Origin of the sequence: Actinoplanes teichomyceticus ATCC 31121 (assembly GCF_003711105.1) — a bacterium.
Lineage (GTDB): Bacteria > Actinomycetota > Actinomycetes > Mycobacteriales > Micromonosporaceae > Actinoplanes > Actinoplanes teichomyceticus.
In genome coordinates this window covers 2,505,001-2,528,149 of record NZ_CP023865.1, presented here as the reverse complement: position 1 = coordinate 2,528,149, position 23,149 = coordinate 2,505,001, and the positions used below count along the sequence as shown (strand labels likewise).

At 71.8% G+C, this 23,149-nt stretch carries 22 protein-coding genes and 2 rRNA genes (1 of these 24 cut by a window edge); 17 read left to right on the top strand and 7 right to left on the bottom strand.

Going from position 1 to position 23,149, the window contains the following annotated elements; translation table 11 throughout:
• Positions 1–4: 4 nt before the first annotated feature.
• Positions 5–802, top strand: coding sequence for an SAM-dependent methyltransferase (locus ACTEI_RS38215; protein ID WP_239082716.1), 798 nt, complete (start codon positions 5–7; stop codon positions 800–802).
• Between the two features lie 93 nt (positions 803–895).
• Positions 896–1,777 (top strand): helix-turn-helix domain-containing protein, encoded by an 882-nt coding sequence (locus ACTEI_RS11390; RefSeq protein ID WP_122977619.1) that lies wholly within the window; start codon positions 896–898, stop codon positions 1,775–1,777.
• 313 nt (positions 1,778–2,090) lie between these two features.
• Here the strand turns inward: ACTEI_RS11390 and ACTEI_RS11385 are convergent, their stop codons facing one another.
• Both ACTEI_RS11385 and ACTEI_RS11380 read right to left on the bottom strand, forming a co-directional pair.
• Entirely contained in the window at positions 2,091–2,966 is an 876-nt protein-coding gene (locus tag ACTEI_RS11385; RefSeq protein ID WP_122977618.1) for a universal stress protein, read from the bottom strand.
• 85 nt (positions 2,967–3,051) lie between these two features.
• The gene (locus ACTEI_RS11380) at positions 3,052–3,729 is read right to left on the bottom strand and encodes a type 1 glutamine amidotransferase domain-containing protein (RefSeq protein ID WP_122977617.1); all 678 of its coding nucleotides are present in this window, start codon (positions 3,727–3,729) and stop codon (positions 3,052–3,054) included.
• Between the two features lie 122 nt (positions 3,730–3,851).
• Here ACTEI_RS11380 and ACTEI_RS11375 point away from each other — a divergent pair, with 122 nt between their 5' ends.
• The 4 genes from ACTEI_RS11375 to ACTEI_RS11360 all read left to right on the top strand — a co-directional run bounded on the left by ACTEI_RS11375 (position 3,852) and on the right by ACTEI_RS11360 (position 6,741).
• Positions 3,852–4,727 carry a LysR family transcriptional regulator gene (locus tag ACTEI_RS11375; RefSeq protein ID WP_122977616.1) on the top strand — a complete coding sequence of 292 codons (876 nt, stop codon included), beginning with the start codon at positions 3,852–3,854 and terminating at the stop codon, positions 4,725–4,727.
• Between the two features lie 139 nt (positions 4,728–4,866).
• The gene (glnII, locus tag ACTEI_RS11370) at positions 4,867–5,877 is read left to right on the top strand and encodes a glutamine synthetase (protein WP_122977615.1); all 1,011 of its coding nucleotides are present in this window, start codon (positions 4,867–4,869) and stop codon (positions 5,875–5,877) included.
• A gap of 155 nt (positions 5,878–6,032) precedes the next feature.
• Positions 6,033–6,362, top strand: a complete 330-nt coding sequence (locus tag ACTEI_RS11365; protein WP_122977614.1) for an STAS domain-containing protein — start codon at positions 6,033–6,035, stop codon at positions 6,360–6,362.
• Positions 6,355–6,741 carry an ATP-binding protein gene (locus ACTEI_RS11360; RefSeq protein WP_122977613.1) on the top strand — a complete coding sequence of 129 codons (387 nt, stop codon included), beginning with the start codon at positions 6,355–6,357 and terminating at the stop codon, positions 6,739–6,741. The genes ACTEI_RS11365 and ACTEI_RS11360 overlap by 8 nt, the downstream gene beginning before the upstream one ends.
• A gap of 6 nt (positions 6,742–6,747) precedes the next feature.
• Here ACTEI_RS11360 and ACTEI_RS11355 read toward each other — a convergent pair whose 3' ends face one another.
• Both ACTEI_RS11355 and ACTEI_RS11350 read right to left on the bottom strand, forming a co-directional pair.
• Positions 6,748–8,244, bottom strand: coding sequence for a PP2C family protein-serine/threonine phosphatase (locus tag ACTEI_RS11355; RefSeq protein WP_122977612.1), 1,497 nt, complete (start codon positions 8,242–8,244; stop codon positions 6,748–6,750).
• Positions 8,245–8,339: 95 nt separating this feature from the next.
• On the bottom strand, positions 8,340–8,804 hold the full coding sequence (locus ACTEI_RS11350; RefSeq protein ID WP_122982077.1) for a response regulator: 465 nt from the start codon (positions 8,802–8,804) through the stop codon (positions 8,340–8,342).
• Positions 8,805–8,944: 140 nt separating this feature from the next.
• Here ACTEI_RS11350 and ACTEI_RS11345 point away from each other — a divergent pair, with 140 nt between their 5' ends.
• The 10 genes from ACTEI_RS11345 to ACTEI_RS11300 all read left to right on the top strand — a co-directional run bounded on the left by ACTEI_RS11345 (position 8,945) and on the right by ACTEI_RS11300 (position 18,209).
• Positions 8,945–9,865, top strand: a complete 921-nt coding sequence (locus ACTEI_RS11345) for a siderophore-interacting protein (RefSeq protein WP_122977611.1) — start codon at positions 8,945–8,947, stop codon at positions 9,863–9,865.
• Between the two features lie 260 nt (positions 9,866–10,125).
• Complete coding sequence (locus ACTEI_RS11340) at positions 10,126–11,157, top strand: M4 family metallopeptidase (protein WP_122977610.1); 1,032 nt, start codon at positions 10,126–10,128, stop codon at positions 11,155–11,157.
• A gap of 126 nt (positions 11,158–11,283) precedes the next feature.
• Positions 11,284–11,874, top strand: a complete 591-nt coding sequence (locus tag ACTEI_RS11335) for a hypothetical protein (RefSeq protein ID WP_122977609.1) — start codon at positions 11,284–11,286, stop codon at positions 11,872–11,874.
• Positions 11,871–12,806, top strand: coding sequence for an STM4015 family protein (locus ACTEI_RS11330; RefSeq protein WP_122977608.1), 936 nt, complete (start codon positions 11,871–11,873; stop codon positions 12,804–12,806). Before ACTEI_RS11335 ends, ACTEI_RS11330 begins: the two co-directional genes overlap by 4 nt.
• Positions 12,807–12,813: 7 nt before the next feature.
• Entirely contained in the window at positions 12,814–13,761 is a 948-nt protein-coding gene (locus ACTEI_RS11325) for an STM4015 family protein (protein ID WP_122977607.1), read from the top strand.
• A gap of 1 nt (position 13,762) precedes the next feature.
• Positions 13,763–14,833: an STM4014 family protein gene (locus ACTEI_RS11320; protein WP_122977606.1), complete on the top strand. Its 1,071-nt coding sequence runs from the start codon at positions 13,763–13,765 to the stop codon at positions 14,831–14,833.
• Entirely contained in the window at positions 14,821–15,621 is an 801-nt protein-coding gene (locus tag ACTEI_RS11315; RefSeq protein ID WP_122977605.1) for an STM4013/SEN3800 family hydrolase, read from the top strand. The genes ACTEI_RS11320 and ACTEI_RS11315 overlap by 13 nt, the downstream gene beginning before the upstream one ends.
• Entirely contained in the window at positions 15,621–16,922 is a 1,302-nt protein-coding gene (locus ACTEI_RS11310; RefSeq protein ID WP_122977604.1) for an STM4012 family radical SAM protein, read from the top strand. Before ACTEI_RS11315 ends, ACTEI_RS11310 begins: the two co-directional genes overlap by 1 nt.
• 8 nt (positions 16,923–16,930) lie before the next feature.
• Positions 16,931–17,803 carry an STM4011 family radical SAM protein gene (locus ACTEI_RS11305; protein ID WP_239082715.1) on the top strand — a complete coding sequence of 291 codons (873 nt, stop codon included), beginning with the start codon at positions 16,931–16,933 and terminating at the stop codon, positions 17,801–17,803.
• Between the two features lie 163 nt (positions 17,804–17,966).
• Entirely contained in the window at positions 17,967–18,209 is a 243-nt protein-coding gene (locus ACTEI_RS11300; RefSeq protein WP_122977602.1) for a hypothetical protein, read from the top strand.
• 186 nt (positions 18,210–18,395) lie between these two features.
• On the opposite strand, the gene ACTEI_RS11295 is transcribed toward ACTEI_RS11300, so the two are convergent.
• Positions 18,396–18,920 carry a nucleotidyltransferase domain-containing protein gene (locus tag ACTEI_RS11295; RefSeq protein ID WP_372443314.1) on the bottom strand — a complete coding sequence of 175 codons (525 nt, stop codon included), beginning with the start codon at positions 18,918–18,920 and terminating at the stop codon, positions 18,396–18,398.
• 1,088 nt (positions 18,921–20,008) lie between these two features.
• Here ACTEI_RS11295 and ACTEI_RS11290 point away from each other — a divergent pair.
• Positions 20,009–20,446 (top strand): CBS domain-containing protein, encoded by a 438-nt coding sequence (locus ACTEI_RS11290; RefSeq protein WP_122977600.1) that lies wholly within the window; start codon positions 20,009–20,011, stop codon positions 20,444–20,446.
• Positions 20,447–20,744: 298 nt separating this feature from the next.
• Here the strand turns inward: ACTEI_RS11290 and rrf are convergent.
• Together rrf and ACTEI_RS11280 are read right to left on the bottom strand one after the other, a co-directional pair.
• Positions 20,745–20,861, bottom strand: a 5S ribosomal RNA gene (gene rrf, locus ACTEI_RS11285).
• A gap of 110 nt (positions 20,862–20,971) precedes the next feature.
• Positions 20,972–23,149 (bottom strand): 23S ribosomal RNA (locus ACTEI_RS11280); it runs 931 nt beyond the window's last position.

Sequence of the window (23,149 nt, the reverse complement as noted above, 5' to 3'; positions counted from 1 at the left end):
ACGCGTGGCCGACGACCTGCCCGACGTGCCCAAACTGGACACGACCGTGCCGCAGACCGCCCGGATCTGGAACTATCTGCTCGGCGGCAAGGACAACTTCGTCGTCGACCGCGAGGTCGGTGACCAGATCGTCGCGTCCATGCCACACTTCGCCGAGCACGCCCGTCTCTCCCGGCAGTACCTCGCCCGCGCGGTGCGTTTCCTGGCCGGAGAGGCCGAGGTGACCCAGTTCCTGGACATCGGCACCGGCCTGCCCACCGCCGACAACACGCACGAGGTCGCCCAGGCCACCAACCCGTACGCGAAGATCGTCTACGTCGACAACGACCCCCTGGTGCTGGCGCACGCCCGGGCGCTGCTGACCAGCACCCCGCAGGGCCGTACCGCGTACATCGACGCCAACCTGCACGATCCGGAGCGGATCCTGGCGCAGGCCGGGACGACGCTGGATCTCGACCAGCCGGTCGCCCTGATGCTGATGGGCATCCTCGGTCACGTGGAGAGCGACGCCGAGGCCAAGCGGATCATCGACACCCTGATGGCGCGTTTCCCGTCCGGCAGCTACTTCGCGATGTACGACGGCAGCGACACCGATCCGGAGGTCCGCGAGGCCGCCCGGATCTGGAACATCTCGGCCAATCCGAAATACCACCTGCGCAGCCCGGAACGGATCGCCGCGCTGTTCGACGGGCTGGAGCTGGTCGAGCCCGGGGTGGTTTCGGTGACCCGGTGGCGGCCAGATCCGGACGGCCGTGACGCCGCCGAGATCAGCCAGTTCTGCGCCGTCGGCCGCAAGCCGTAACGCCGTCCGGCACGGTATTCCGCCCGCCGCGGTCCACCCCCTCTCCTTCGCTTCGGATCCCTGGTCTCTACGCTCGCCTCCGAGGAGGTCTCCTTGGCGGAGGAACACGACAGCGGTGGCTCGACCGTGCGCCGGCTCCAGGTCGGCACCCATCTGCGCGCCCTGCGGCGGGCCAGCGGCCTGAGCCGGGAGCAGGCCGGGTACTCCATCCGCGCCTCAGAATCCAAGATCAGCCGGATGGAGCTGGGCCGGGTCGGCTTCAAGGAGCGCGACATCGTCGACCTGCTCAAGCTGTACGGCGTCGACGACCCGGCCGAGCACGAGCGCCTGGTCGCGCTGGCCCGGGAGGCGAGCGCGCCGAGCTGGTGGCACGCGTACGGCGACGTGCTGGACACCTGGTTCCAGAACTATCTGGACCTGGAGCAGGCGGCGGAGCTGATCCGGACGTACGAGGTGCAGTTCGTGCCGGGCCTGTTGCAGACCGACGCGTACGCCCGCGCGGTGATCCGTCTCGGTCACAGCAACGCCGGTGCCGACGAGATCGACCGCCGCGCCAGTCTGCGGATGCAGCGCAAGCAGGTGCTGAAGCGGCCGGATGCGCCACGCCTGTGGGCGGTCCTGGACGAGGCGGTGCTGCGCCGGCCGATCGGCGGCCGCGCCGTGCTGCGCGAGCAGATCGTCACGTTGATCGAGACCTGCGCGTCGCCGAACGTGCGGCTGCAGGTCGTCCCGTTCGAGTCGGGCGGTCACGCGGCGGCCGGCGGCGCGTTCAGCATCCTGCGGTTCCCGCACGAGGAACTGCCCGACGTGGTCTACATCGAGCACCTGACCAGCGCCCTCTACCTGGACCGGCGCGACGAGGTGGACCACTACGCGGCGGCGATCGGCCGCCTGTTCATCGAGGCCGAACCACCGGCCGAGACGCCCGCGATCCTCACCCGGATCCTCGACGAGCTGGACGCCGGTCGCATCTGAGCCGGCTCCCGGCGAGCGAGGCGCCGCGGGCCGGACACGGTCCGCTCGTGCGGTGAAGGCCAAGCCTTCGGCGTCGTTGACGGGCTGAGGCGCGGCGGTTGCGGGCGGCAAGGCACCGCTCGAAGGCAGCCTGGGCGCGGCCCCGCGGCACGTCACAACCGGACGTCACGCGTCGGCGCGACCCCGCGGCACGTCACAACCGACTGCGGCACGAGCGAAACACCGCCGGCACGTCACAACCGACTGCAGCGCGAGCAAAACACCGCCGGCACGTCACAACCGACTGCAGCACGAACGAAACACCGCCGGCACGTCAGAACCGGATGGCGGCACGAGCGCGGCCGACCAGCGCGACGCTGCACCGCGCCCGGTGCAGCAGGTGCCGCCCGACCGAGGGCCGCAGCACCGCCCGCAGGCTGCTGCGCCCGCCCGCGCCGGCCACCACCAGCTGAGCGCCGGTGGCGGCCTGGGCCAGCACCTCACCCGGTGTCCCGACCACCACCTCGGCGCTGACCGGGACGCCCGGGAACCGCCTGCGCCAGCAGCTCACCATCGCCTCCAGGCGGCCGCGCTGCTCGACGACCGCGCGCAGGTTCGCGTCGCAGAGCAGGTCCCGGCCGTCCGGCGGGAACCAGCCGTGCACCGCGCGGACCGGCACCCCGCGCACCGCGGCCTGCTCGAACGCGAAGCCGAGCACCAGCCCGGCGGCCTCCGACTCGTCGACCCCGGCCACCACCGGGTCGGTCGTGCGGGGCTCGCCGCGGACCACCACGACCGGGCAACGGGCGTGCGCGCTGACCGAGCCGCTGGTCGAGCCGAGCCAGGCCCGCATACCGCTGGGACGGCGGCCGCCGAGCACCACCAGGGAGGCGTCGGCGGCCCGCTGGAGCAGGGCGACCGCGGCGGTGGAGTGCTCGACCCGGGCCCAGACCCGCACGCCGGGATGGGTGGCCGTCGCGGTGTCGACCGCGGCGGTGAGCATGTCGGTGACGGCCACGTCGGTGTCCGCGTCCGGGTAGACGGCCGCGGCGGGCATCATCGCGGCGGCGGGGACGTAGCTGGGCCACTCGTACGCGTACACCAACTCCACCGGCACACCGCCACGCTCGGCCTCGTCGAGGGCCCAGCGGGCCGCTTTGCGCGCCTCCACCGAGCCGTCGTAGCCGACGACGATCCTCTGGGTCTGCACGGCCGCCTCCTCCCGCGCTGTTACCACTGATCGTCGTTCCTCGGGCCCCTCCCGGCAAGGCTGTGGGGCCGGTCACATTATGTGTCTACCGGCCGGGCGTGGACAGGACTTTCAGCACTTCTTCCGCCACTCCGGTGGAGGATGCCGGGTTCTGCCCGGTCACCAGGCGCCCGTCGACGACCACGTGCGGCTGCCAGTCGGCCGCGCCGCTGTGCTTGCCGCCCAGCTCCTCGAGCCGGCTCTGCAGCAGGAACGGCACCACGTCCGTCAGCCCGACGGCGGCCTCCTCGCTGTTGGTGAAGCCGGCGATCTGCTTGCCGGCCACCAGCGGGGTCCCGCCGGAGAGCGTGAGGCCGATGAGCGCGGCCGGGCCGTGGCAGACCGCGGCCACCACGCCGCCCTGCTCGTACACCCCGCGGCCGAACCGGATCAGGCCCTCGTCGCCGGGGAAGTCCCACATGGCGCCGTGGCCGCCGGCGAACAGCACGGCGGCGTAGCCGGCCGGGTCGAGGTCGGCGAACCGGGGTGTGTGGCGTAGCCGCTGCTGCACCGCCGGGTCGTCGGTGAACGCCTTCTGCACCGGGTCGGTCAGGTCCACCCCGTCGACCGGCGGCTCGCCGCCGGCGACGCTGGCGAACTCGACCTCGTGGCCGGCCCGGGTGAACACCTGCCAGGGGTGGGCGGCCTCGGGCAGGTAGTAGCCGGTGCCGCGGAGCCCGCCCAGGTCGGCGTGGCTGGTCAGGCCGATCAGGATCTTCGCCATGACGGTTCTCTTCCTTCCGAGAGTAGGGGTCTCGCGGTCCACTCTGCCCGCCGGCAGCCATCGGCCACCAACAGCAACAACGGCAGTCACCCATCAGGAAACTGATGGGATGCCGCGGGAGAATGGCCGACGTGGTGAGTCTCGACCTGCTGCACACGTTCCTGGCCGTCTACCGGGCCGGCACCCTGACCCGGGCCGCCGAGCTGCTCGGCCTGGCCCAGCCCACGGTCACCGCGCAGCTGCGCAGCCTGGAGAGCGAGCTCGGGCACCCGCTGTTCGTGCGCGGCGCCCGGGGCGTGACCCCGACCGCCGCCGCCGACGACCTGGCCCGGCGCCTGGACGGGCCGATGGACGCCCTGACCGGGGTGGCCGCCGGGCTGCACGAGGCGGCCGAGCCGGCCGGCCGCACGCTGCACCTGGGCGGCCCGGCCGAGCTGATGACCGCCCGGGTGCTGCCCGCGCTGGCCGGCACGATCGCGGCCGGCGTGTCGGTACGGGTGCGGCTCGGCCTGGCCGACGACCTGCTCACCGAGCTCAGCCAGGGCCGGCTCGACCTGGTGGTCAGCGCGATCCGCCCGCGCCGCGCCGGCCTGCACGCCGAGCCGCTCTGCGACGAGGAGTTCGTGCTGGTGGCCGACCCGGCGATACTCCCGCTGCCGGACCTGCACCAGGCGCCGCTGCTGGCGTACGCGGAGGAGTTGCCGATCGTGCGCCGCTGGTGGCGGCACGTGCTGGGCTCACCCCCGCCCCGGCGCGCCGTGCTGGTCGTTCCCGACCTGCGTGCGCTGCGCGCCGCCGCGGCCGCGGGCATCGGGGTCACCGTGCTGCCGCGCTACCTGGTGGCCGACGACCTGGCCGCGGGCACCCTGGTCGAGGTGCTGACCACCGCCGACCCGCCGATCAACACGCTCTACCTGGCCACCCGCTCGGCCACCCGGGACGCGCCGCACATCGCCGCGGCACGGGCCGCTCTGCTCCGGGAGGGCAGGAATTGGTGACCGCCGGGTTACCGGGATCACTCGTCCGATGTTCGGGATCGGAAACGTGGATTTGATCTTCGGTCGGTAGCCTCTGCCCGCCGCGCCAGGGTCGTCCGGCAATGCCGCAAGGCGCCGTTTTCACGTTTTAGGAGATTTCATGGCTGTCAAGGCCGAGTACCTGTGGATCGACGGAACCCAGCCCACCGCGAAGCTCCGGTCGAAGACCAAGATCCTGGCCGACGGCGCCGAGCCGCCCATCTGGGGCTTCGACGGCTCCAGCACCAACCAGGCGCCGGGCGACAAGTCCGACTGCGTGCTGCGGCCGGTGTTCACCTGTCCGGACCCGATCCGCGGCGGTGACAACATCATCGTGCTGTGCGAGGTCGAGCTGATCGACGGCACCCCGCACCCGACCAACACCCGGGCCGCCTGCGTCGCGAGCGCGGACAAGTACGCGAGCCAGGAGCCGATCTTCGGCATCGAGCAGGAGTACACCTTCTTCGAGAACGGCCGGCCGCTGGGCTTCCCGGCCGGTGGCGGCTTCCCCGCCCCGCAGGGTGGCTACTACTGCGGCGTCGGCGCGGACGAGGTCTTCGGCCGTGAGATCGTCGAGAAGCACATGGACGCCTGCCTGGCGGCCGGGCTGCACCTGTCCGGCATCAACGCCGAGGTCATGCCGGGCCAGTGGGAGTTCCAGATCGGCCCGGTCGCCGCGCCGCAGGTGGCCGACGAGCTGTGGGTGGCCCGCTGGCTGCTCTACCGGATCGCCGAGGACTACGGCATCTCCGCCACCCTGGACCCGAAGCCGGTCAAGGGCGACTGGAACGGCGCCGGCGCGCACACCAACTTCTCCACCAACGGGATGCGCGAGAACTACGACGCGATCATCACCGCGGCCGAGGCGCTGGGCAAGCGGCGCCAGGAGCACGTGGACGGCTACGGCGCGGGCATCGAGCACCGCCTGACCGGCCTGCACGAGACCGCCCCGTGGACCGAGTACAGCTACGGCGTCTCCGACCGGGGCGCCTCGGTGCGCATCCCGTGGCAGGTGGAGCGGGACGGCAAGGGCTACATCGAGGACCGCCGCCCGAACGCCAACGTCGACCCGTACGTGGTCACCCGCCTGCTCATCGACACCTGCTGCGCGGCCCTGGCCGAGCAGGCCTGACGCATCCCGAGCCCGCGCGGGCGCCGCTGGAGCCGGCGCCCGCGCGGGCTCGTTCGGCGCCGCCCGCATCCCCCGCCCCGGGCGCGTTTCCGGCCGCCGGGTGACATGATGGGGCCGGACAGGCTGTTCCCCGGCAGGGAAAGGTACGGCGGTCGATGGCGAGCTTCGAGGCGAGGACGGTCGCCGAGCCGGGTCGGGTCACCGTGATCCTGTCCGGCGACTGCGACCTGACCGCCCGCGACCGGCTCACCGCCGTGCTGCTGGACGCGGTGGACCGGGCCGGCACGGTCTTCGTCGACGTCGCCGCGGTCGGTTTCCTGGACTCCACCGGCGTGCACGCCCTGGTCGTCGCCCACCACGCGGCACGGGGCCGGGCCGGCCGGCTGCACGTCGTCAACGCCACCGGCCCGGTCGCCACGGTGCTCCGGCTGACCGGGTTGGACGCCCTGCTGCGCGCCCCGGCCACGGAGCGCCGCCATGTCTGAGCAGCCGACCGGCGTCGACGGCATGTCGTACACCGAGCCCGACGATCTGCGCGCGGTGCGCGCCTTCGTCGCCGAGCGGGCCCGGGCGCTGGGCCTGGCGCAGGCCCGGATCGACCTGCTCACCCTGGCGGTCAGCGAGCTGACCACCAACACCCTGCAGCACACCGGCGGGGGCGGGCACATCCGGGTCTGGGCCGAGGACGGCCGGCTGCTCTGCGACGTGGTCGACGGCGGCGGGCCGCGGCCGTTCGGCCGGGCGATGCCGTCGGCGGAGGCGACCCGCGGCCGGGGCCTGGCCATCGTGGAACGGATCTGTGACTGGGTCTACTCGGCCGAGGTGCCGGGCGGCACGCTGGTCCGGGTGGCCCTGGACCTCTGAGCGCGCTCAGCGGACCCGCACGGCCAGCGTGCAGGTGTCGTCGTCCGGGCTGGGCGCGTACAGCAGCCGGTGCAGCCGCGGCAGCGGGTCCGCGCCCGGATCGGCGGAGACCGCCCTCAGGTGCCCGCGCACCTCGGCGGTCCGGCGGCGCATGTCGCCGCGGCGCTCCACCAGGCCGTCGGTGTAGAGCAGCACCAGGTCGCCGGACTGCAGCCGGGTCTGCGCGACCGGAAAGTCGGCGTCCGGCTCGGCGCCCAGCAGCAGGCCGGGCGGCCACCCCAGGTCGATGTCGCGGCCGTGCCGGGCCAGCAGCGGCGCCATGTGCCCGGCCCGCGCCCAGGGCAGCTGCCGGGTGGCGGGGTCGTAGACGCCGACGACCGCGGTGGCGGTGATGCCCAGCTGCGCACAGAGCTGGTTCAGGTGGCGCAGCAGCAGGCCGGGGTCGCGGATGCCCACCGACAGCCAGGCGACCAGGGCGAAGCGCAGGTGGGCCATGCCGCTGGCGGCGTCCAGGCCGTGCCCGGCCACGTCGCCGACGGCGAGCGCGACCCGGCCGTCCGGCAGGGTCTGCGCGTGGTACCAGTCGCCGCCCACCTGTACGGCGCTCTCGGCCGGCAGGTAGCTGACCATCGCCTCCAGGCCGGCCAGCTCGAACGTGCCGGCCGGCACCGGTTGGATCATCTGTTGCAGCTGGCGGGCCACCCGCTGCTGGGCCACCGCGCTCAGCTGGCCGACCCGGACCTCGTCGCTGAGCCGCTCGATCTCGGTGCGGGAGGCGACGCGGGCGGTCACGTCCTGCACCACGGCGTAGATCTTGACCGGCCGGCCCTGGGCGTCGCGTGCCATGTCGGAGAGGATCCGCAGGTGCTTGACGCCGGCGCCGATCCGGAACCGGACGGTCACGTCGGAGGTGGCCCCGAGATCCAGGGTCTGCCAGGCCGTCTCGGAGATCCCGCGGTCCTCGGCAAGGATGGCGGCGGCCTGTTCGGTACGCGACAACGGCCCGTCGGCCGGCTCCCGCTCGAAGATCCGGTACATCCCCGGGGACCAGTCCACCCGGCCGGTGACCAGGTCGTACTCCGTCCAGCCGAGGCTGCCCAGCAGCTCGGTGCTCTCCAGCCGGCGGCGGTGCTCGTCGACCCGGGTCCACCAGACCAGCAGGCCGTTCAGCACCCGGCGCACGCTGATCTCGAAGCGGGACTCGGCGACCACGCCGGGACGGGTCTCGTCGTACCGGAACTCGTCCATCGTGGCGGATGTCCCGGTGCGCATCACCTCGAGGTACAGCCGCCAGAGCGGGCCGTCCACCATGGAGGGGTAGAGCTTGCTGAGCCGGCTGTCGACGCGTTGCGTGCCGCGGCCGTAGATGTCGTGGATCTGGTCGCTGGTGGCCGCGACCCGGAAGTCGATGATCGCGCCATCCTCGCCGCTGATCGGCACCAGATAGGTGCAGCCGGCGGGAACCGCGGCGAGCAGCTCCCGGACCACGTCCTCGTCGGCCATCTCCGCAGCTTAACGGTCCGCGCGCCACCGCCGGCCGCCGCGGGCCGCACGGGGCCGGTGGGCCACCGGCGAGCCGCGGCCGGGCGCGGGACCGGTCAGTGGTGCAGCAGGCGCTGGACCCGGCGCAGCACGTCGGCCGGGTCGAGCGGCCGGACCAGGTAGTCCTCGGCGCCGACCACCCGGGCCAGCTCGGCCTCGGCCGGTTCGGCCCGCGCGCTGATGAAGATCACCGGAAGGTGCGCGGTCTGCGGGGAGGAGTGCAGCTCGTAGCAGAAGGCGAACCCGTCCAGCCCGGGCATGTCCACGGCCAGCAGCACCAGCTGGGGCCGCTCCCCCAGGGCCAGGGCCATCGCGGTACGCCCGTCGGAGGCGATCAACGTCCGGTAGCCGGCCGCCCGCAGTCTCGTGCCGATCAGGTCCCGGACGCCCTCGTCGTCGTCGGCGATCAGCACGGTCGGCGGCTCCAGCGCGGCGGCCCAGTCGTCGGCGGGCCAGGACAGTCCGGCGTCGGCATCGCTGAAGGTCAGCACGGTGGTGGTTCCGGGCGGGGTCTGCGGCATCTCCGGCTCCTTCTGCGACGGGACCCCTGGGATCGTCCGGCCGGCGGCGGCCGGCAGGAATTTCCGGGTTGCCATCGGGTTGCCAGCACCCGGGCGGATTAGGTTAGGGTCACCTAAACCGATCCGCCGGGGAGGCGACCGTGACGCAGACCGTTGTTCCGTCGACCGAGGTGATCCCGTTCCGGTTCTTCCCGGTCGAGGTGGCCCGGGTCACCCGGCTCAGCCCGAACTTCCTGCGCGTCACGTTCACCGGCGACGATCTGGACCGGTTCGCCGACAACGGTTTCGACCAGCGCTGCAAGCTGATCCCGCCGCTGGCCGGTTGCGGGCTCGACCACCTGCCCACCGGGCCGGACTGGTTCGCGCAGTGGCGCTGCCTGCCCGCCGACCGGCAGAATCCGATCCGGACGTACACCGTCCGCGCCGTCCGCCGCCACCTGCGCGAGGTCGACGTCGACATGGTGCTGCACGGGGTGAACGGCCCGGCCTCGCGCTGGGCCGCGTCGGCCCGCCCCGGCTCGATCGCCTGCCTGCTCGGGCCGAACGCCGACTTCGCCGGCCCGCACGGCGGCATCGACTTCCACCCGCCGGTCGACACCAACCGGATCCTGCTGGTCGGCGACGAGACCGCGGTCCCGGCGATCGCCTCCATCCTGTCCGGCCTGCCCGCGGACATGGGCGGCGAGGTCGTCCTGGAGGTTCCGGAGAGCGGCGACCAGCTGCTGCTGGACGCCCCCGCCGGGATCCGGGTCACCTGGCTGGCGCGCGACGGCGCCGCCCACGGCGCCAAGCTGGTCCCGGCGGTCCAGGCCGCCGCGGCCCGCCTGCTCGGCGACGCCGCCGGGGTGACCCGCGCGGAGCTGGAGGACGTGAACGTCGATGAGGAGATGCTCTGGGAGGTCCCGGACGGCACCGCCGCCACCGACGGGTTCTACGCCTGGCTGGCCGGCGAGGCCGCGGTGATCAAGACGCTGCGCCGGCACCTGGTCGGCACGTGCGCCGTGGACCGCCGGGCGGTCGCGTTCATGGGTTACTGGCGCCTCGGCCGGGCGGAGTGCTGACCGCGCGATCGTGAGGTCACGGGCGCGCCGCCGGACCGGCGCGCTCCCACTCACCCCCCTTTTCGGGGTTTGACGTGGGACAATGCCGCGATCGGGGAATTGGCGCCGATGTGGACCGGCCGTAATCTTCAGCTCAGGAACCGATGCGCCGGGCGGTCGAGAGTGGACGCGACGTGTCGCAGCGGCGCCATTGTCTGCTCAAGGCCGGCGGGCCCCCACGCTTGATCATGCGGACCCGCGAGATCGTGCCAGGGGGAATCATGTCCGGATCGGTCTGCTTCTACGTCCCGTCGTACATCGTCGATCACATCGCGCGCAACGCCCGCCAGCTCGGACTGGACGCGGATGCCGCGCAACGCACCGCGGTCGCCTCCACCGCGGTCCGCCAGCAGCGCCGCCTGCTGCTGGCCGCCACCGGCCTCAACGCGGTCACCGCGCCCTCGCCGGGCAACGGCGACCGGCACATCTTCGACGATCAGCACCGGTTCGAGACCGGGGTGCAGGCGGTGCGCGGCGAGGGCGACGACCCGGTGGCCGCGGGGAACGTCAACGCCGCCTACGACGCGCTCGGCGCGACCCGCGAGTTCTTCCGGGAGGTGCTCGGCCGCCATTCGATCGACGGCGCCGGATCGGCGCTGCTCGGCGACGTGAACTACGGCGAGAAGTACGGCAACGCGTTCTGGGACGGCACCCGGATGGTCTTCGGCAACGGCGACGGCCAGGTCTTCCAGGACTTCACCCGGGACATCGACGTGTGCGCGCACGAGCTGACGCACGGGGTCACCCAGTACACCGCCGGGCTGGTCTACACCGACCAGCCGGGCGCGCTCAACGAGGCGTTCTCCGACATCTTCGGCGCCTGCGTCGAGCAGTACGTGCAGCATGTGGACGCCGGCGAGCACAACTGGCTGATCGGCGAGCAGGTCATGGCCGACCCGATGTACGGCGAGGCGATCCGCTCGATGGCCCACCCCGGCACCGCCTACGACAACCCGGTGCTCGGCAAGGACCCGCAGGCCGCGCACATGTCGCGGTACGTGCCCAGCGGCGACCCGCACATCAACAGCGGCATCGTCAACCGCGCCTTCTACCTGACCGCGATCGAGCTCGGCTCGTTCCCGGCCGCCAAGATCTTCTACGCCGCGTTGCAGAACCTCTGGCCGCAGGCGCAGTTCAAGGACTGCGCCTACATCTGCGCCGAGCAGGCTCGGCTCCTGGCCCGCGACGGCAAGGCGGGCCGGCACGCCCCGCAGACCGTCCGGGCCGCGTTCCGGGAGGTCGGCGTGGCGTGACCGCCGGCGGCGCGGGGCGGCCGTACCGGCGCCCGCCCGCCCGGCGACCAACGGCGGCGGAATCCTCACCCGGGGGCGCCGCCCGCCGATGGTCCGGCAACCGCCCCGAGCCTTCGAGGTACGCCGATGACCGTCGCCCGCTACGCCGCCCGGACCGCCGTGTTCGCCGCCGCGTACCTGCTCGTCCACTGGGTGGGCACCCTGCTGCCCGGGTTCTCGCCGCTCGCGGTCGCCGCGGTGTGGCTGCTCGCGCAGGGCCGCTGGGGCCTGCGCCGGTTCGACGTGATCACCCTCGGCACGGTGACCGCGGTGTCGGCCACCGTGGCCGGCGCCGGGCTGCTGCTGTCGCTGGCGCTGGCCGCCACGGTCACCCTGCCCGCGCTGCTGTTCGCCACGCTGGTGGAGCGCCGGCTGCCCGGCTGGTGGCAGGGCCACGGCGACCGGTTCCGGCCACGCCGCGACCGGGTGGGCCGGCTCGCCGCCGTGGCCGCGCTCAGCGCCGCCGCCTGCCTGGTGCTGCGGGCCGTCACGGCCACCGGCCTCTCCGGCTCCGGCCTGGTCCTCGCCGCGCTGTGCGACACCGCCACGATCCTGCTGCTCACTCTGGCCGGGCGGGCCCTGCGCCGGTCCCGCGGGCCGCGGGCGGGCGGCGTTCTGTCGGTGGCTCCTGCTACGGTCGCGCCGCTGAGTCGAACGCAGGGCAGGGGGCGCCGATGACCTTCAACAGCAGTGCCGAGACCTTCGCCGGTCTACCGGTCGTGGAGTTCCCCGCCGAGGGGCCGCTGCCGGCGGTGACCGGCCCGGTCGCGTGGCGCATCGCCGACCCGGAGGTGGAGGACGACGACGAGGACCAGGTCTCCGCGGAGTTCACCGCCCTGCTGGACCGGTTCGTCGACCAGGCCGGCGCGGACACGACCGCCCTGGTCGTCGGCTCCTGGGGCTACGCCGCGCTGAACGTCGCCCCGATCGGGCACCTGTGTGCGCTGGCGCCGCGCCTGCCCCGGCTGCGGGCGCTGTTCCTGGGCGACATCACCTTCGACGAGTGCGAGATCTCCTGGATGAAGGTCGGCGACGTGAGTCCGCTGCTGGCCGCGTTCCCCGCGCTGCAGGTGCTGTGGGTGCGCGGCGGCGAGGACTTCCGGTTCTCCCCGGTGCGGCACGAGCGGCTGCGCGAGCTGGTGGTGCAGAGCGGCGGCCTGCCGCGCGACTTCGCCGCGGCCGTGCTGGCCTCCGAGTTGCCCGCGCTGACCGCCCTGGAGCTCTGGCTCGGCGTCAGCGACTACGGCGGCGACATCACCCCGCCCGACCTGGCCCCGCTGCTGGCCGGCGACCTGTTCCCCGAGCTGCGCCGCCTCGGCCTGCGCAACGCCGAGATCGCCGATCAGCTGGCCGGCGCGGTGGCCGCCGCGCCGGTCGTGCAGCGCCTGGAGTCGCTCGACCTGTCCCTGGGCACGCTCGGCGACCAGGGCGCCGCCGCGCTGCTGGCCGGCCGGTCGCTGACCCATCTGCGCGAACTCGACCTGCACCACCACTACATGACCGCGCCCGTGGCCGAGTCGGTGGTGGCCGCGCTGCCCGGGGTCCGCGTCGACGTCTCGGAACGCCAGCAACCGCGCGGCTCGTCCCGTTACACCGCGGTCTCGGAGTGAGCACGCCATGACGTTCTCCTCCGGCACCGGTTCCTTCGACGGCCGCCGGGTCGTCGACTACCCGCAGGACACCACCGGCCCGGTCGCGTGGCGGGTGTCCCACGTCGGCTACGACGGCTCCGTCGACATCAAGCTCTGCGAGGAGTTCCGCGCCAAGTTCGAGGCGTTCGTGACCGACCTCGGCCCGGCCGTGGAGTCCCTGGTGATCGGCTCGTGGGGGTACGCCGCCTTCGCCCCCGCGCCGGTCGCGCAGATCTGCGCGGCCGCCCCGCGCCTGCCCCGGCTGCGCTCGCTGTTCCTCGGTGACATCGGCGCGGAGGAGTGCGAAATCTCCTGGATGAAGGTGGGCGACGTCAGCCCGCTGCTCACCGCCTACCCACGGCTGGAGACGCTGCAGGTGCGCGGCGGCGAGGACTTCCGGTTCGCCGCCCCGGTCCGCCACGACAGCCTGCGCCGGCTGGTGGTGCAGAGCGGCGGCCTCGGCGCGGACTTCGCCGGCGCGGTGCTCGCCTCCCGGTTGCCCGCCCTGACCGATCTGGAGCTGTGGCTGGGCGTGGCGGACTACGGCGGCCGGGTCACGCTCGACGTGCTGCGCCCGCTGCTGGACGGCGAGCTCTTCCCGAACCTGCGCCGGCTCGGCCTGCGCAACGCCGAGTTCGCCGACGACATCGCCGCCGCGCTCGCCGGGGCGCCGGTGGTCCAGCGTCTGGAGTCGCTCGACCTGTCGATGGGCACGCTCGGCGACGCCGGCGCGGCCGCCCTGCTGGCCGGGCAGCCCCTCACCCACCTGCGCGAGCTGAACCTGCGGTTCCACTACATGTCCGAGCAGACCGCGGCGGCCGTGGTGGCCGCGCTGCCCGGGGTGCGCGTCGACGTCGGCGACCCGCAGGAGCCGGACGAGTACGACTCCGGCGGCGAACACTTCTCCGAGCGCTACACCGCGGTGGCCGAGTGACATGCGGCTGTCCGTGATCGGCAACCCGGCGAACCGCCGGGTGGCCGGCTTCGTCGGGGCGGCGGTGGCGGCCGGCCTGCCCCGGCCGCGGGTGCTGCCCTGGCGGGAGCTGCTGAGCGGGGCCCCGGCGCCCACCGGCGGGCTGCTGCGCATCGACTCGCCCGGCGAGGACGCGCAGGTCGATCGCCTGCTGCGCGGCGGCGACCGGCCCGCCCGCCACGGCGAGATCCTCGGCCTGGCCGCCGCGTACGCCGGGCTGGTCACGGCTGCCACGCGGGCGGTGTCCGGCGGGGCCGACCCGCTCAACCACCCCGGCGACATCGCGGTGCTCTGCGACAAGCGCCGGTGCCACGCGCTGCTGTCCGCCGCCGGGATCCCGGTGCCCGCGGCGCTGCCACCGGTGCGCTCCTATCCGCAGTTGCGCGAGGCGATGAGCGCCGCGGGGTGGCACCGGGTCTTCGTCAAACCGGCGCACGGCTCCTCCGCCTCCGGGGTGCTGGCGTTCGCCGTCGGGCCGGGCCGGGTGCTGGCCACCACCTCGGTCGAGCTCACCCCGGACGGGCTGTTCAACTCGCTGCGCCTGCGGCGGTACACGACCGAGCCACAGATCGCGGCCATCGTCGACCGGCTCGCCCCGGACGGCCTGCACGTGGAGCGCTGGCTGCCCAAGGCCCGCCTGGGCGACCGGGTCGCCGACCTGCGCGTGGTGGTGATCGCCGGGCGCCCCACGCACGTGGTGGTCCGGACGTCCCGCAGCCCGCTGACCAATCTGCACCTGGGCAACGCCCGCGGCGACCTGGCCGCGTTCCGCGCGCACACCGGCCCGGCGGCCTGGACCGCCGCGATGGAGACCTGCGAGCGGGTGGCCGCCTGCTTCCCGCGCAGCCTGCACGTCGGCGTCGACCTGATGTTCCTGGCCGGCCGGGCGCGACACGCGGTCGCCGAGGTGAACGCGTTCGGCGACCTGATCCCCGGCGTGCGGCACGACGGCCGCGACACCTGGGCCGAGCAGATCCACGCGCTGGTCAGCGGCCGCTGGCAGCGGCACCGGGAGGCCGCGTGCGTTCGCTGATCGGCAGCCACGACATCCTCCTGGTCACCCTGGACACGTTGCGCTACGACGTGGCCGCCGAGCTGGCCGCGACCGGCCGCACGCCGCACCTGTCCCGGGTGCTGCCGGGCGGCCGCTGGGAGCGGCGGCACTCCCCGGCCAGCTTCACCTACGCCGCCCACCACGCGTTCTTCGCCGGGTTCCTGCCCACCCCCGACTCCCCGGGCGACCACGAGCGGCTCTACGCCGCCGCGTTCCCCGGCAGCACGACGTCCGGGCCGGACACCTGGGTGTTCGACGCGCCGGACCTGCCCACCGCGCTCGCCGGGGCCGGCTACCACACGCTCTGCCTGGGCGGGGTCGGCTTCTTCAACCAGCGCGGCGCGCTCGGCCGGGTGCTGCCCGGCCTGTTCGCCGAGGCGCACTGGGAACCGGAGTTCGGGGTGACCGCGCCGGACTGCCTCGGCGCCCAGCTGCGGCGCCTGGAGGCGTCGCTCGGCGCGCTGCCGGCCGGGCAGCCGCTGTTCACCTTCCTCAACGTGGCCGCCCTGCACCAGCCCAACCGGCACTACCTGCCCGGCGCCGCCACCGACAGCCGGGACAGCCACGCGGCCGCCCTGGAGTACGTCGACAGCCGCATCGACCGCCTGTTCCAGCTGGTCAGCGGGCGGGACCGGCCGGTGTTCACGATCGTCTGCGCGGACCACGGCACGGCGTACGGCGAGGACGGCCACACCGGACACCGGGTCGGTCACGAGGTGGTGTGGACCGTGCCGTACGCCCAGTTCGTGCTGACCCCGGGAGCATGATGATCGACGGTTCCCCCTACCAGGCCTATCTGTACGCGTACCCGCACAAGACGTCGTACCGCCCGCTGCGCCCGCGCCCCGCGCTGGCCGACGTGTGGCGTGACGAGGCGGTCGACGCGCTCTTCCTCTACGTGCACGTGCCGTTCTGCGAGATGCGATGCGGCTTCTGCAACCTGTTCACCCGGGCCAACGCTCCCGCCGAGCAGGTCACCGCCTATCTCGCCCAGCTGCGCCACCAGGCCGCCCGGGTGCGCGACGCGGTCGGGGACGCGGCGTTCGCCCGGGCCGCGTTCGGCGGCGGCACCCCGACCCATCTGGAGGCGGGCGAGCTGGCCGAGCTGTTCGACATCTGCACCACCGTGCTCGGCGCGCGGTTGCCCGGGGCGCCGCTGTCGGTGGAGACGTCACCGGCCACCGCCACCCCGGACCGGCTGAGCGTGCTCACCGCGCACGGCACGACCCGGGTCAGCATCGGCGTGCAGAGCTTCCTCGACGCGGAGTCCCGCGCGGCCGGCCGTCCGCAGCGCCGCGCCGACGTGGAGCGGGCGCTCGGCGCGATCCGGGACGCCCGGGTGCCGGTGCTCAACCTCGACCTGATCTACGGCATCGACGGCCAGACCCCGCGGTCCTGGCAGTTCAGCCTGGACGCCGCGCTGGCCTGGCGCCCCGAGGAGGTATTCCTCTACCCGCTGTACGTACGCCCGCTGACCGGGTTGGGCCGCCGCGCCGTCACCCGCTCGGACTGGGACGCGCAGCGGTTGGCGCTCTACCGCCAGGGCCGCGAGGCGCTGCTGGCCGCCGGCTACCGGCAGGAGTCGATGCGGCAGTTCCGGCTGCCCACGGTCGCCGACGACGGACCGGACTACTGCTGCCAGGACGACGGGATGGTCGGGATCGGCTGTGGGGCGCGCTCGTACACCCGGCGGCTGCACTACTCGTTCGACTACGCGGTCTCGGTGGGCCAGGTCCGGGCGGTGCTCGACGACTACCTGTCCCGGCCGCCGGACGACTTCGCGTTCGCCGAGGTGGGCTTCGCGCTGGACGAGGCCGAGCAGCGGCGGCGGTGGCTGATCAAGTCGCTGCTGCGGGTGGACGGGGTGCCCGCGGCGGCGTACCGGGAAAGGTTCGCCAGCGACCCGGCGGCGGACTTCCCACAGCTGGCCCGGCTGGTCGAGGCCGGATGGGCGGAGCCCGGCGGGCTGCGCCTGACCGCCGCCGGGCTGGAACGCTCGGACGCCGTCGGCCCCTGGCTCACCTCCGCCGACGTACGCCGGGCGATGGCCGGGTACCAGGCTCGATGAAGCTCGCCGTGCTCTATCGCGGACCGCTCGCGAGCTGCAACTACGACTGCCCGTACTGCCCGTTCGCGAAGCGGCACGATCCGCCCGGGCTGCTGCGGGAGGACCGCGCCGCGCTGGAGCGCTTCACCGGCTGGGTGGCCGCGACCACCGACGTACGCCTGTCGGTGCTCTTCACCCCGTGGGGCGAGGGGCTGACCCGCAGCTGGTACCGCGACGCGATGGTGTCGCTGTCGCATCTGCCGCACGTCGAGCGGGTGGCGATCCAGACGAACCTGGCGGCCCGGCCGGACTGGCTGGCCGCGGCCGACCCGGCGACCGCCGCGCTCTGGGCGACCTATCACCCGGGCCAGGTCACCCGGGAGCGGTTCCTGGCCCGCTGCGCGGCGCTGCTGCGGATGGGCGTGCGCTTCTCGGTGGGGGTGGTCGGCCTTCCGGAACACCTCGACGAGGCGCGCGCGCTGCGCGCCGCGCTTCCGGAGCGGGTGTACGTGTGGGTCAACGCCGCCGAGGGCCGGCGGTACACGCCCGAGGAGGAGGCGCGGTGGACCGCGCTCGACCCGCTGTTCGGCTACAGCGTGCGACCCCACCTGTCGCTGGACCGCCCCTGCCACGCCGGGGAGACGGCCATCTCGGTGCGCGGTGACGGCACGGTGCGGCGCTGTCACTTCGTCCAGGAGGAGATCGGAAATCTGTACGACGGTACGTGGCGTGCCGCGCTGCGCCCGCGAACCTGCGTGAACGCGATCTGCGACTGCCACATCGGCTACGTGCACCTGAAGCCGCTCGGGCTGCGTGAGGTCTTCGCCGGTGGCGTCCTCGAACGTATCCCCGCCGGCTGGCCGGACGCGGTGATCTCCGGGCACGTGCCACTCGACGCTTGACCCGGTTTTCCCGCTTCACCCGTTTCGGACACGGAGTCTGTCAGTTCGCGGACAACGCTGACGTCACTCTCCGATTAACTTCAGTCACAGCACGGGTTGAAACCACGCCACCAAGGGGCATAAAGCCGGGCATAGCACGCACCCCCTCCTGAGAGGTTGAGCGATGACCACCAACGCACCCGAGCAGGTCCGTACCGACATGGACCCGGACTCGTCACCGTCGCGCCTGCGGCAGGCGGTGACCACGGTCCGCACGTCCCGTCCCGCCCAGGCGGTGTCCACTCACCGCAAACCCGCCGCCGGCCTGCTGGCCCTCGCCGGCGCCGCCGCAGCCCTGTTCCTCCTCCGCAAACGCACCACCAAGCCGGTGCCGTCCGGCTGGCGCTCGGCCATCCGCCGCCGCTGACCTCCGCTCCCACCGACGCCGCCGCCCGGCGGGGCGGCGGCGTCCACGCCGCCTGGCGAGGCGCGTCCACACTGCCCTGACCGGTATCGCCCACCCTCCCGCGACGCGGCGCCCGCGCCGCCCGCGACCAGGCGCCGCGCCGCCTCGGACGGCAGCCGGTCAGCGCCTTCGGCACGCACAAGGGGGTCAGCGGCGCAGGGCAGCCTCGAGGCGGGCGATGTCGGTGGCGTCCTTCGGGCGGCGCGGGAGGGCCGGATTCCAGACCGGCAGCATCCGCTTGATCTCGATCTGCGCTTCCGGGGCGATGATCCGGCAGGTGATGCCGGCCAGAGTGCGCGGCGGACCGTCGAGCATGGTCTCCGGCCACGGCGCGCCGGCCCACGGCCCGGCCGGAACCACCGGATTCCCGGACTCGTCACGGCCCAGAAGCGTCAGGCTCTGCTCGACATCCCTCATGCTCAGATCCATCTGCCGGTCGTGCGGCGGCTCTGCCTCGAGCGCCCAGCCGCGGGCGACCAGAGCCTCCGCCAGGCGTGCCGCCTGGTCATCCCAGACGAACCAGTCGATGTCTACGTGCGGGCGGGTCAGCTCACCGAGGAAGAAGTCCATCGCCCACCCACCACGCAACCAGGCCGTGACGCCCAACCGCCCGCTGACCTCGACCACCTCGGCGATCGCCTCCAACTGCCGCACCACCCTGCCGTCAGACACGTCCGCCATCCTCTCCCCCGCTCTCCTCCATCGCCTGAGGCGCACGTCGACACAGCCGCCGACCGCATACGCCGGGTCGACGCCGGATGCGCGACGGCCGCTCGCCGAACCGTCCTGGCCAGGACGTGAGCCGGCCGCGCGCCGTCACGGCGCCACACCGCCGCCCTCACGACACCGCCGCACTGAACGGTGCACCGCCCTCACGGCACCGCGCCCACCGCACGGTACGCCGCCGGTCACGAAACAACGCTCGCTGAAGGTGCGCCACCCGCGGCGACGCCGCACCCGTGGCTCCGCGCACGCCGCTGCGCCACCCGGCATAGTGCCCGGCGCGCAGACCGGACGCCCCCGGCACCACGCCCGGCCCCGGCTGCGCCACCCGCGGCGACGCCGCCCCCCGTAAGACCGGCGCACCGACGGCACCAGCGCCCGCCCTCGGCCACGCCACCCGGCATGGCGCCACACCCGCAGACCGGGCGCGGCCGGCATCACGCCCGCCCTCAGCCACGCCACCCGGCATGGCGCCACACCCGCAGACCGGGCGCGGCCGGCATCACGCCCGCCCTCCGCTGCGCCGCCCTGCGCCACGCCACCCGGCATGGCGCCGCAACCCGCGTCCGCTGCACCACCCGGCCCGGCATCGCGCACGGAGATCGCGCGCCATCCGGGCCCGTGACCGGGGTGCCACCCGGGAGGGGCGTATCGGTGTTCCGCTGATCGCCGCGGGACAGGGACGTATCGGCAATCGGTTGATCGTCGCGGGACGCCGATGCCTGGAAACCTCTTCGGAACGTGACCTGTCCGAGTGCCATATTTGCCGCGAGGCTCGATGAGCACTCAGATGGTCCTTCCGGCCGCACGTTGGTCAACAGTCGATTGACCGGCATCCAGCCGTGGTGCTATAGCAGGATTTCAGATGACAGTCCGCCCATCGAGGGACCGGCGATAGTCTCCATGAGTGGGAGACCGCCCGGTGGGCCGCGGCTTCGACGTACGCCGAAGGGCCTTGACTTGCGGGGTCGGTTTTCGGCATAGAAGGCAGGAAGGGATAGAGGGGAGCACGGGGGCCGACCGGTACAGGAGGGGCGATGCGGATCAGAGACATTCTTCGCGTCAAAGGCGACGCGGTGGTGACGGTGGCGCCGGACATGTCGGTGGAGGGGCTGGTCGGCGAGCTGGCACGCCACCGGATCGGCGCCGTAGTGGTGTCACGGGACGGGGTGACGGTGGAGGGCATCGTGAGTGAGCGGGACGTCGTCCGGGCCCTGGCCGACCGCGGTCCGGCAGTGCTGACCGAACCCGTCAGCACCATTCACACGACCCAGGTCCGGACGGTCGCGCCGGATGCGCAGCTGGAGGACGTGGCCCGGCTCATGACCGAACGCCGCTTCCGGCACGTGCCGGTGCTCGTCGACGGCCGCCTGTCCGGCGTCGTCAGCATCGGTGACGTGGTGAAGAACCGGATCGACGAGCTGGAGACCGAACGCAGCACCCTCGCCGACTACATCACCGGCGACCGCCACTGACGCCGGCCGAACCGCATTCCCGGCGGCCGCCGTCGAACCGCGCGCCCAACCGCATTACCGGCGGCCGCCGTCGAACCGCGCGCCCAACCGCATTACCGGCGGCCGCCGTCGAACCGCGCGCCCAACCGCATTACCGGCGACCGCCGTCGAACCGCGCGCCCAACCGCATTTACCGCCGACCGCCGCTGAACTCGGCCGACCGCCATGTGTCACGGTCGCGCGCGGGCCCGCGGAGCCACCATTCCGTGGAAACGAAGAAAGGCCCACCCCGTCAGGGGTGGGCCTTTCTCAACGTTAAGTCCGGCGGCGTCCTACTCTCCCACACCCTCCCGAGTGCAGTACCATCGGCGCTGGAGGGCTTAGCTACCGGGTTCGGAATGTAACCGGGCGTTTCCCCTCCGCTATGACCACCGAAACAGCCATCAGCGAAACCACAACCAGCAACCCACACACCACAAACAGCAGCATGGGATGGTTGTTCGTTTGCTGTGAATCACACAGTGGACGCTAAGCATAAAGCATAGAGTGGTTAAGCCCTCGGCCTATTAGTACCGGTCAACTCAACACGTTACCGTGCTTACATCTCCGGCCTATCAACCCAGTCGTCTAGCTGGGAGCCTTACCCACTCAAAGGTGGTGGGATACCTCATCTCGAAGCGAGCTTCCCGCTTAGATGCTTTCAGCGGTTATCCCTTCCGAACGTAGCCAACCAGCCATGCTCCTGGCGGAACAACTGGCACACCAGAGGTTCGTCCGTCCCGGTCCTCTCGTACTAGGGACAGCCCTTCTCAAGTATCCAACGCGCACGGCGGATAGGGACCGAACTGTCTCACGACGTTCTAAACCCAGCTCGCGTACCGCTTTAATGGGCGAACAGCCCAACCCTTGGGACCTGCTACAGCCCCAGGATGCGACGAGCCGACATCGAGGTGCCAAACCATCCCGTCGATATGGACTCTTGGGGAAGATCAGCCTGTTATCCCCGGGGTACCTTTTATCCGTTGAGCGACACCGCTTCCACACGCAAGTGCCGGATCACTAGTCCCGACTTTCGTCCCTGCTCGACCCGTCAGTCTCACAGTCAAGCTCCCTTATGCACTTACACTCAACACCTGATTGCCAACCAGGCTGAGGGAACCTTTGGGCGCCTCCGTTACCCTTTAGGAGGCAACCGCCCCAGTTAAACTACCCACCAGACACTGTCCCTCGACCCGATCAGGGCCGCAAGTTAGATACCCAAACCCAACAGAGTGGTATTTCAACAACGCCTCCACCCGAACTGGCGTCCGAGCTTCACCGGCTCCCACCTATCCTACACAATCGAATTCAGATACCAATGTCAAGCTATAGTAAAGGTCCCGGGGTCTTTCCGTCCTGCCGCGCGTAACGAGCATCTTTACTCGTACTGCAATTTCGCCGGGCCTGTGGTTGAGACAGTGGGGAAGTCGTTACGCCATTCGTGCAGGTCGGAACTTACCCGACAAGGAATTTCGCTACCTTAGGATGGTTATAGTTACCACCGCCGTTTACTGGCGCTTAAGTTCTCCGCTTCGCCCCAAAGAGCTAACAGGTCCCCTTAACGTTCCAGCACCGGGCAGGCGTCAGTCCATATACATCGTCTTACGACTTGGCATGGACCTGTGTTTTTAGTAAACAGTCGCTTCCCCCTGCTCTCTGCGGCCATACCACGCTCCACCCGCAAGGGGCTTCACGCGTCCGGCCCCCCTTCTCCCTAAGTTACGGGGGCAATTTGCCGAGTTCCTTAACCACAGTTCACCCGTCGCCTCGGTATTCTCTACCTGACCACCTGTGTCGGTTTCGGGTACGGGCCGCTCGGAACATCGCTAGAGGCTTTTCTCGGCAGCATAGGATCACTGACTTCACCAGAACGGCTCGGCATCACGTCTCAGCCTCATGTGTCACGGATTTGCCTATGACACGGCCTACACGCTTACCCCGGCACAACCACCGGCCGGGATCAGCTACCTTCCTGCGTCACCCCATCACTAAACTACTACCCAGAAGGGTCCTGGCCTCCACGCCCTTGGTCCGAAGACCGCAGACGCTTCAGGCAGTTAGCATCCCGAGGTTCATCTTGGGCGTTCCTTTGCGGGTACGGGAATATCAACCCGTTATCCATCGACTACGCCTCTCGGCCTCGCCTTAGGCCCCGACTCACCCAGGGCGGATTAGCCTGGCCCTGGAACCCTTGGTCATCCGGCGGAAGGGGTTCTCACCCTTCATTCGCTACTCATGCCTGCATTCTCACTCGTGTAGCGTCCACGACTGGATCACTCCGCCGCTTCACCCGCAACACGACGCTCCCCTACCCATCCACACACCTGGACTCCCACCCGAAGGCGAAAGCCGAGTACATATGTGAATGCCACAGCTTCGGCGGTGTGCTTGAGCCCCGCTACATTGTCGGCGCGGAACCACTTGACCAGTGAGCTATTACGCACTCTTTAAAGGGTGGCTGCTTCTAAGCCAACCTCCTGGTTGTCCATGCGATCCCACATCCTTTTCCACTTAGCACACGCTTAGGGGCCTTAGCTGGCGATCTGGGCTGTTTCCCTCTCGACTACGAAGCTTATCCCCCGCAGTCTCACTGCCGCGCTCTCACTTACCGGCATTCGGAGTTTGGCTGATTTCAGTAAGCTTGTAGGCCCCCTAGACCATCCAGTGCTCTACCTCCGGCAAGAA

Coding starts and splice junctions, on each gene's coding strand:
- ACTEI_RS11380 (WP_122977617.1), bottom strand. CDS start 3,729: ATGGCGAAGATCCTGATCGGCCTGACCAGCCACGCCGACCTGGGCGGG.
- ACTEI_RS11375 (WP_122977616.1), top strand. CDS start 3,852: ATGGCCGACGTGGTGAGTCTCGACCTGCTGCACACGTTCCTGGCCGTC.
- glnII (WP_122977615.1), top strand. CDS start 4,867: ATGGCTGTCAAGGCCGAGTACCTGTGGATCGACGGAACCCAGCCCACC.
- ACTEI_RS11365 (WP_122977614.1), top strand. CDS start 6,033: ATGGCGAGCTTCGAGGCGAGGACGGTCGCCGAGCCGGGTCGGGTCACC.
- ACTEI_RS11360 (WP_122977613.1), top strand. CDS start 6,355: ATGTCTGAGCAGCCGACCGGCGTCGACGGCATGTCGTACACCGAGCCC.
- ACTEI_RS11355 (WP_122977612.1), bottom strand. CDS start 8,244: ATGGCCGACGAGGACGTGGTCCGGGAGCTGCTCGCCGCGGTTCCCGCC.
- ACTEI_RS11350 (WP_122982077.1), bottom strand. CDS start 8,804: ATGCCGCAGACCCCGCCCGGAACCACCACCGTGCTGACCTTCAGCGAT.
- ACTEI_RS11340 (WP_122977610.1), top strand. CDS start 10,126: ATGTCCGGATCGGTCTGCTTCTACGTCCCGTCGTACATCGTCGATCAC.
- ACTEI_RS11335 (WP_122977609.1), top strand. CDS start 11,284: ATGACCGTCGCCCGCTACGCCGCCCGGACCGCCGTGTTCGCCGCCGCG.
- ACTEI_RS11330 (WP_122977608.1), top strand. CDS start 11,871: ATGACCTTCAACAGCAGTGCCGAGACCTTCGCCGGTCTACCGGTCGTG.
- ACTEI_RS11325 (WP_122977607.1), top strand. CDS start 12,814: ATGACGTTCTCCTCCGGCACCGGTTCCTTCGACGGCCGCCGGGTCGTC.
- ACTEI_RS11320 (WP_122977606.1), top strand. CDS start 13,763: ATGCGGCTGTCCGTGATCGGCAACCCGGCGAACCGCCGGGTGGCCGGC.
- ACTEI_RS11310 (WP_122977604.1), top strand. CDS start 15,621: ATGATCGACGGTTCCCCCTACCAGGCCTATCTGTACGCGTACCCGCAC.
- ACTEI_RS11300 (WP_122977602.1), top strand. CDS start 17,967: ATGACCACCAACGCACCCGAGCAGGTCCGTACCGACATGGACCCGGAC.
- ACTEI_RS11290 (WP_122977600.1), top strand. CDS start 20,009: ATGCGGATCAGAGACATTCTTCGCGTCAAAGGCGACGCGGTGGTGACG.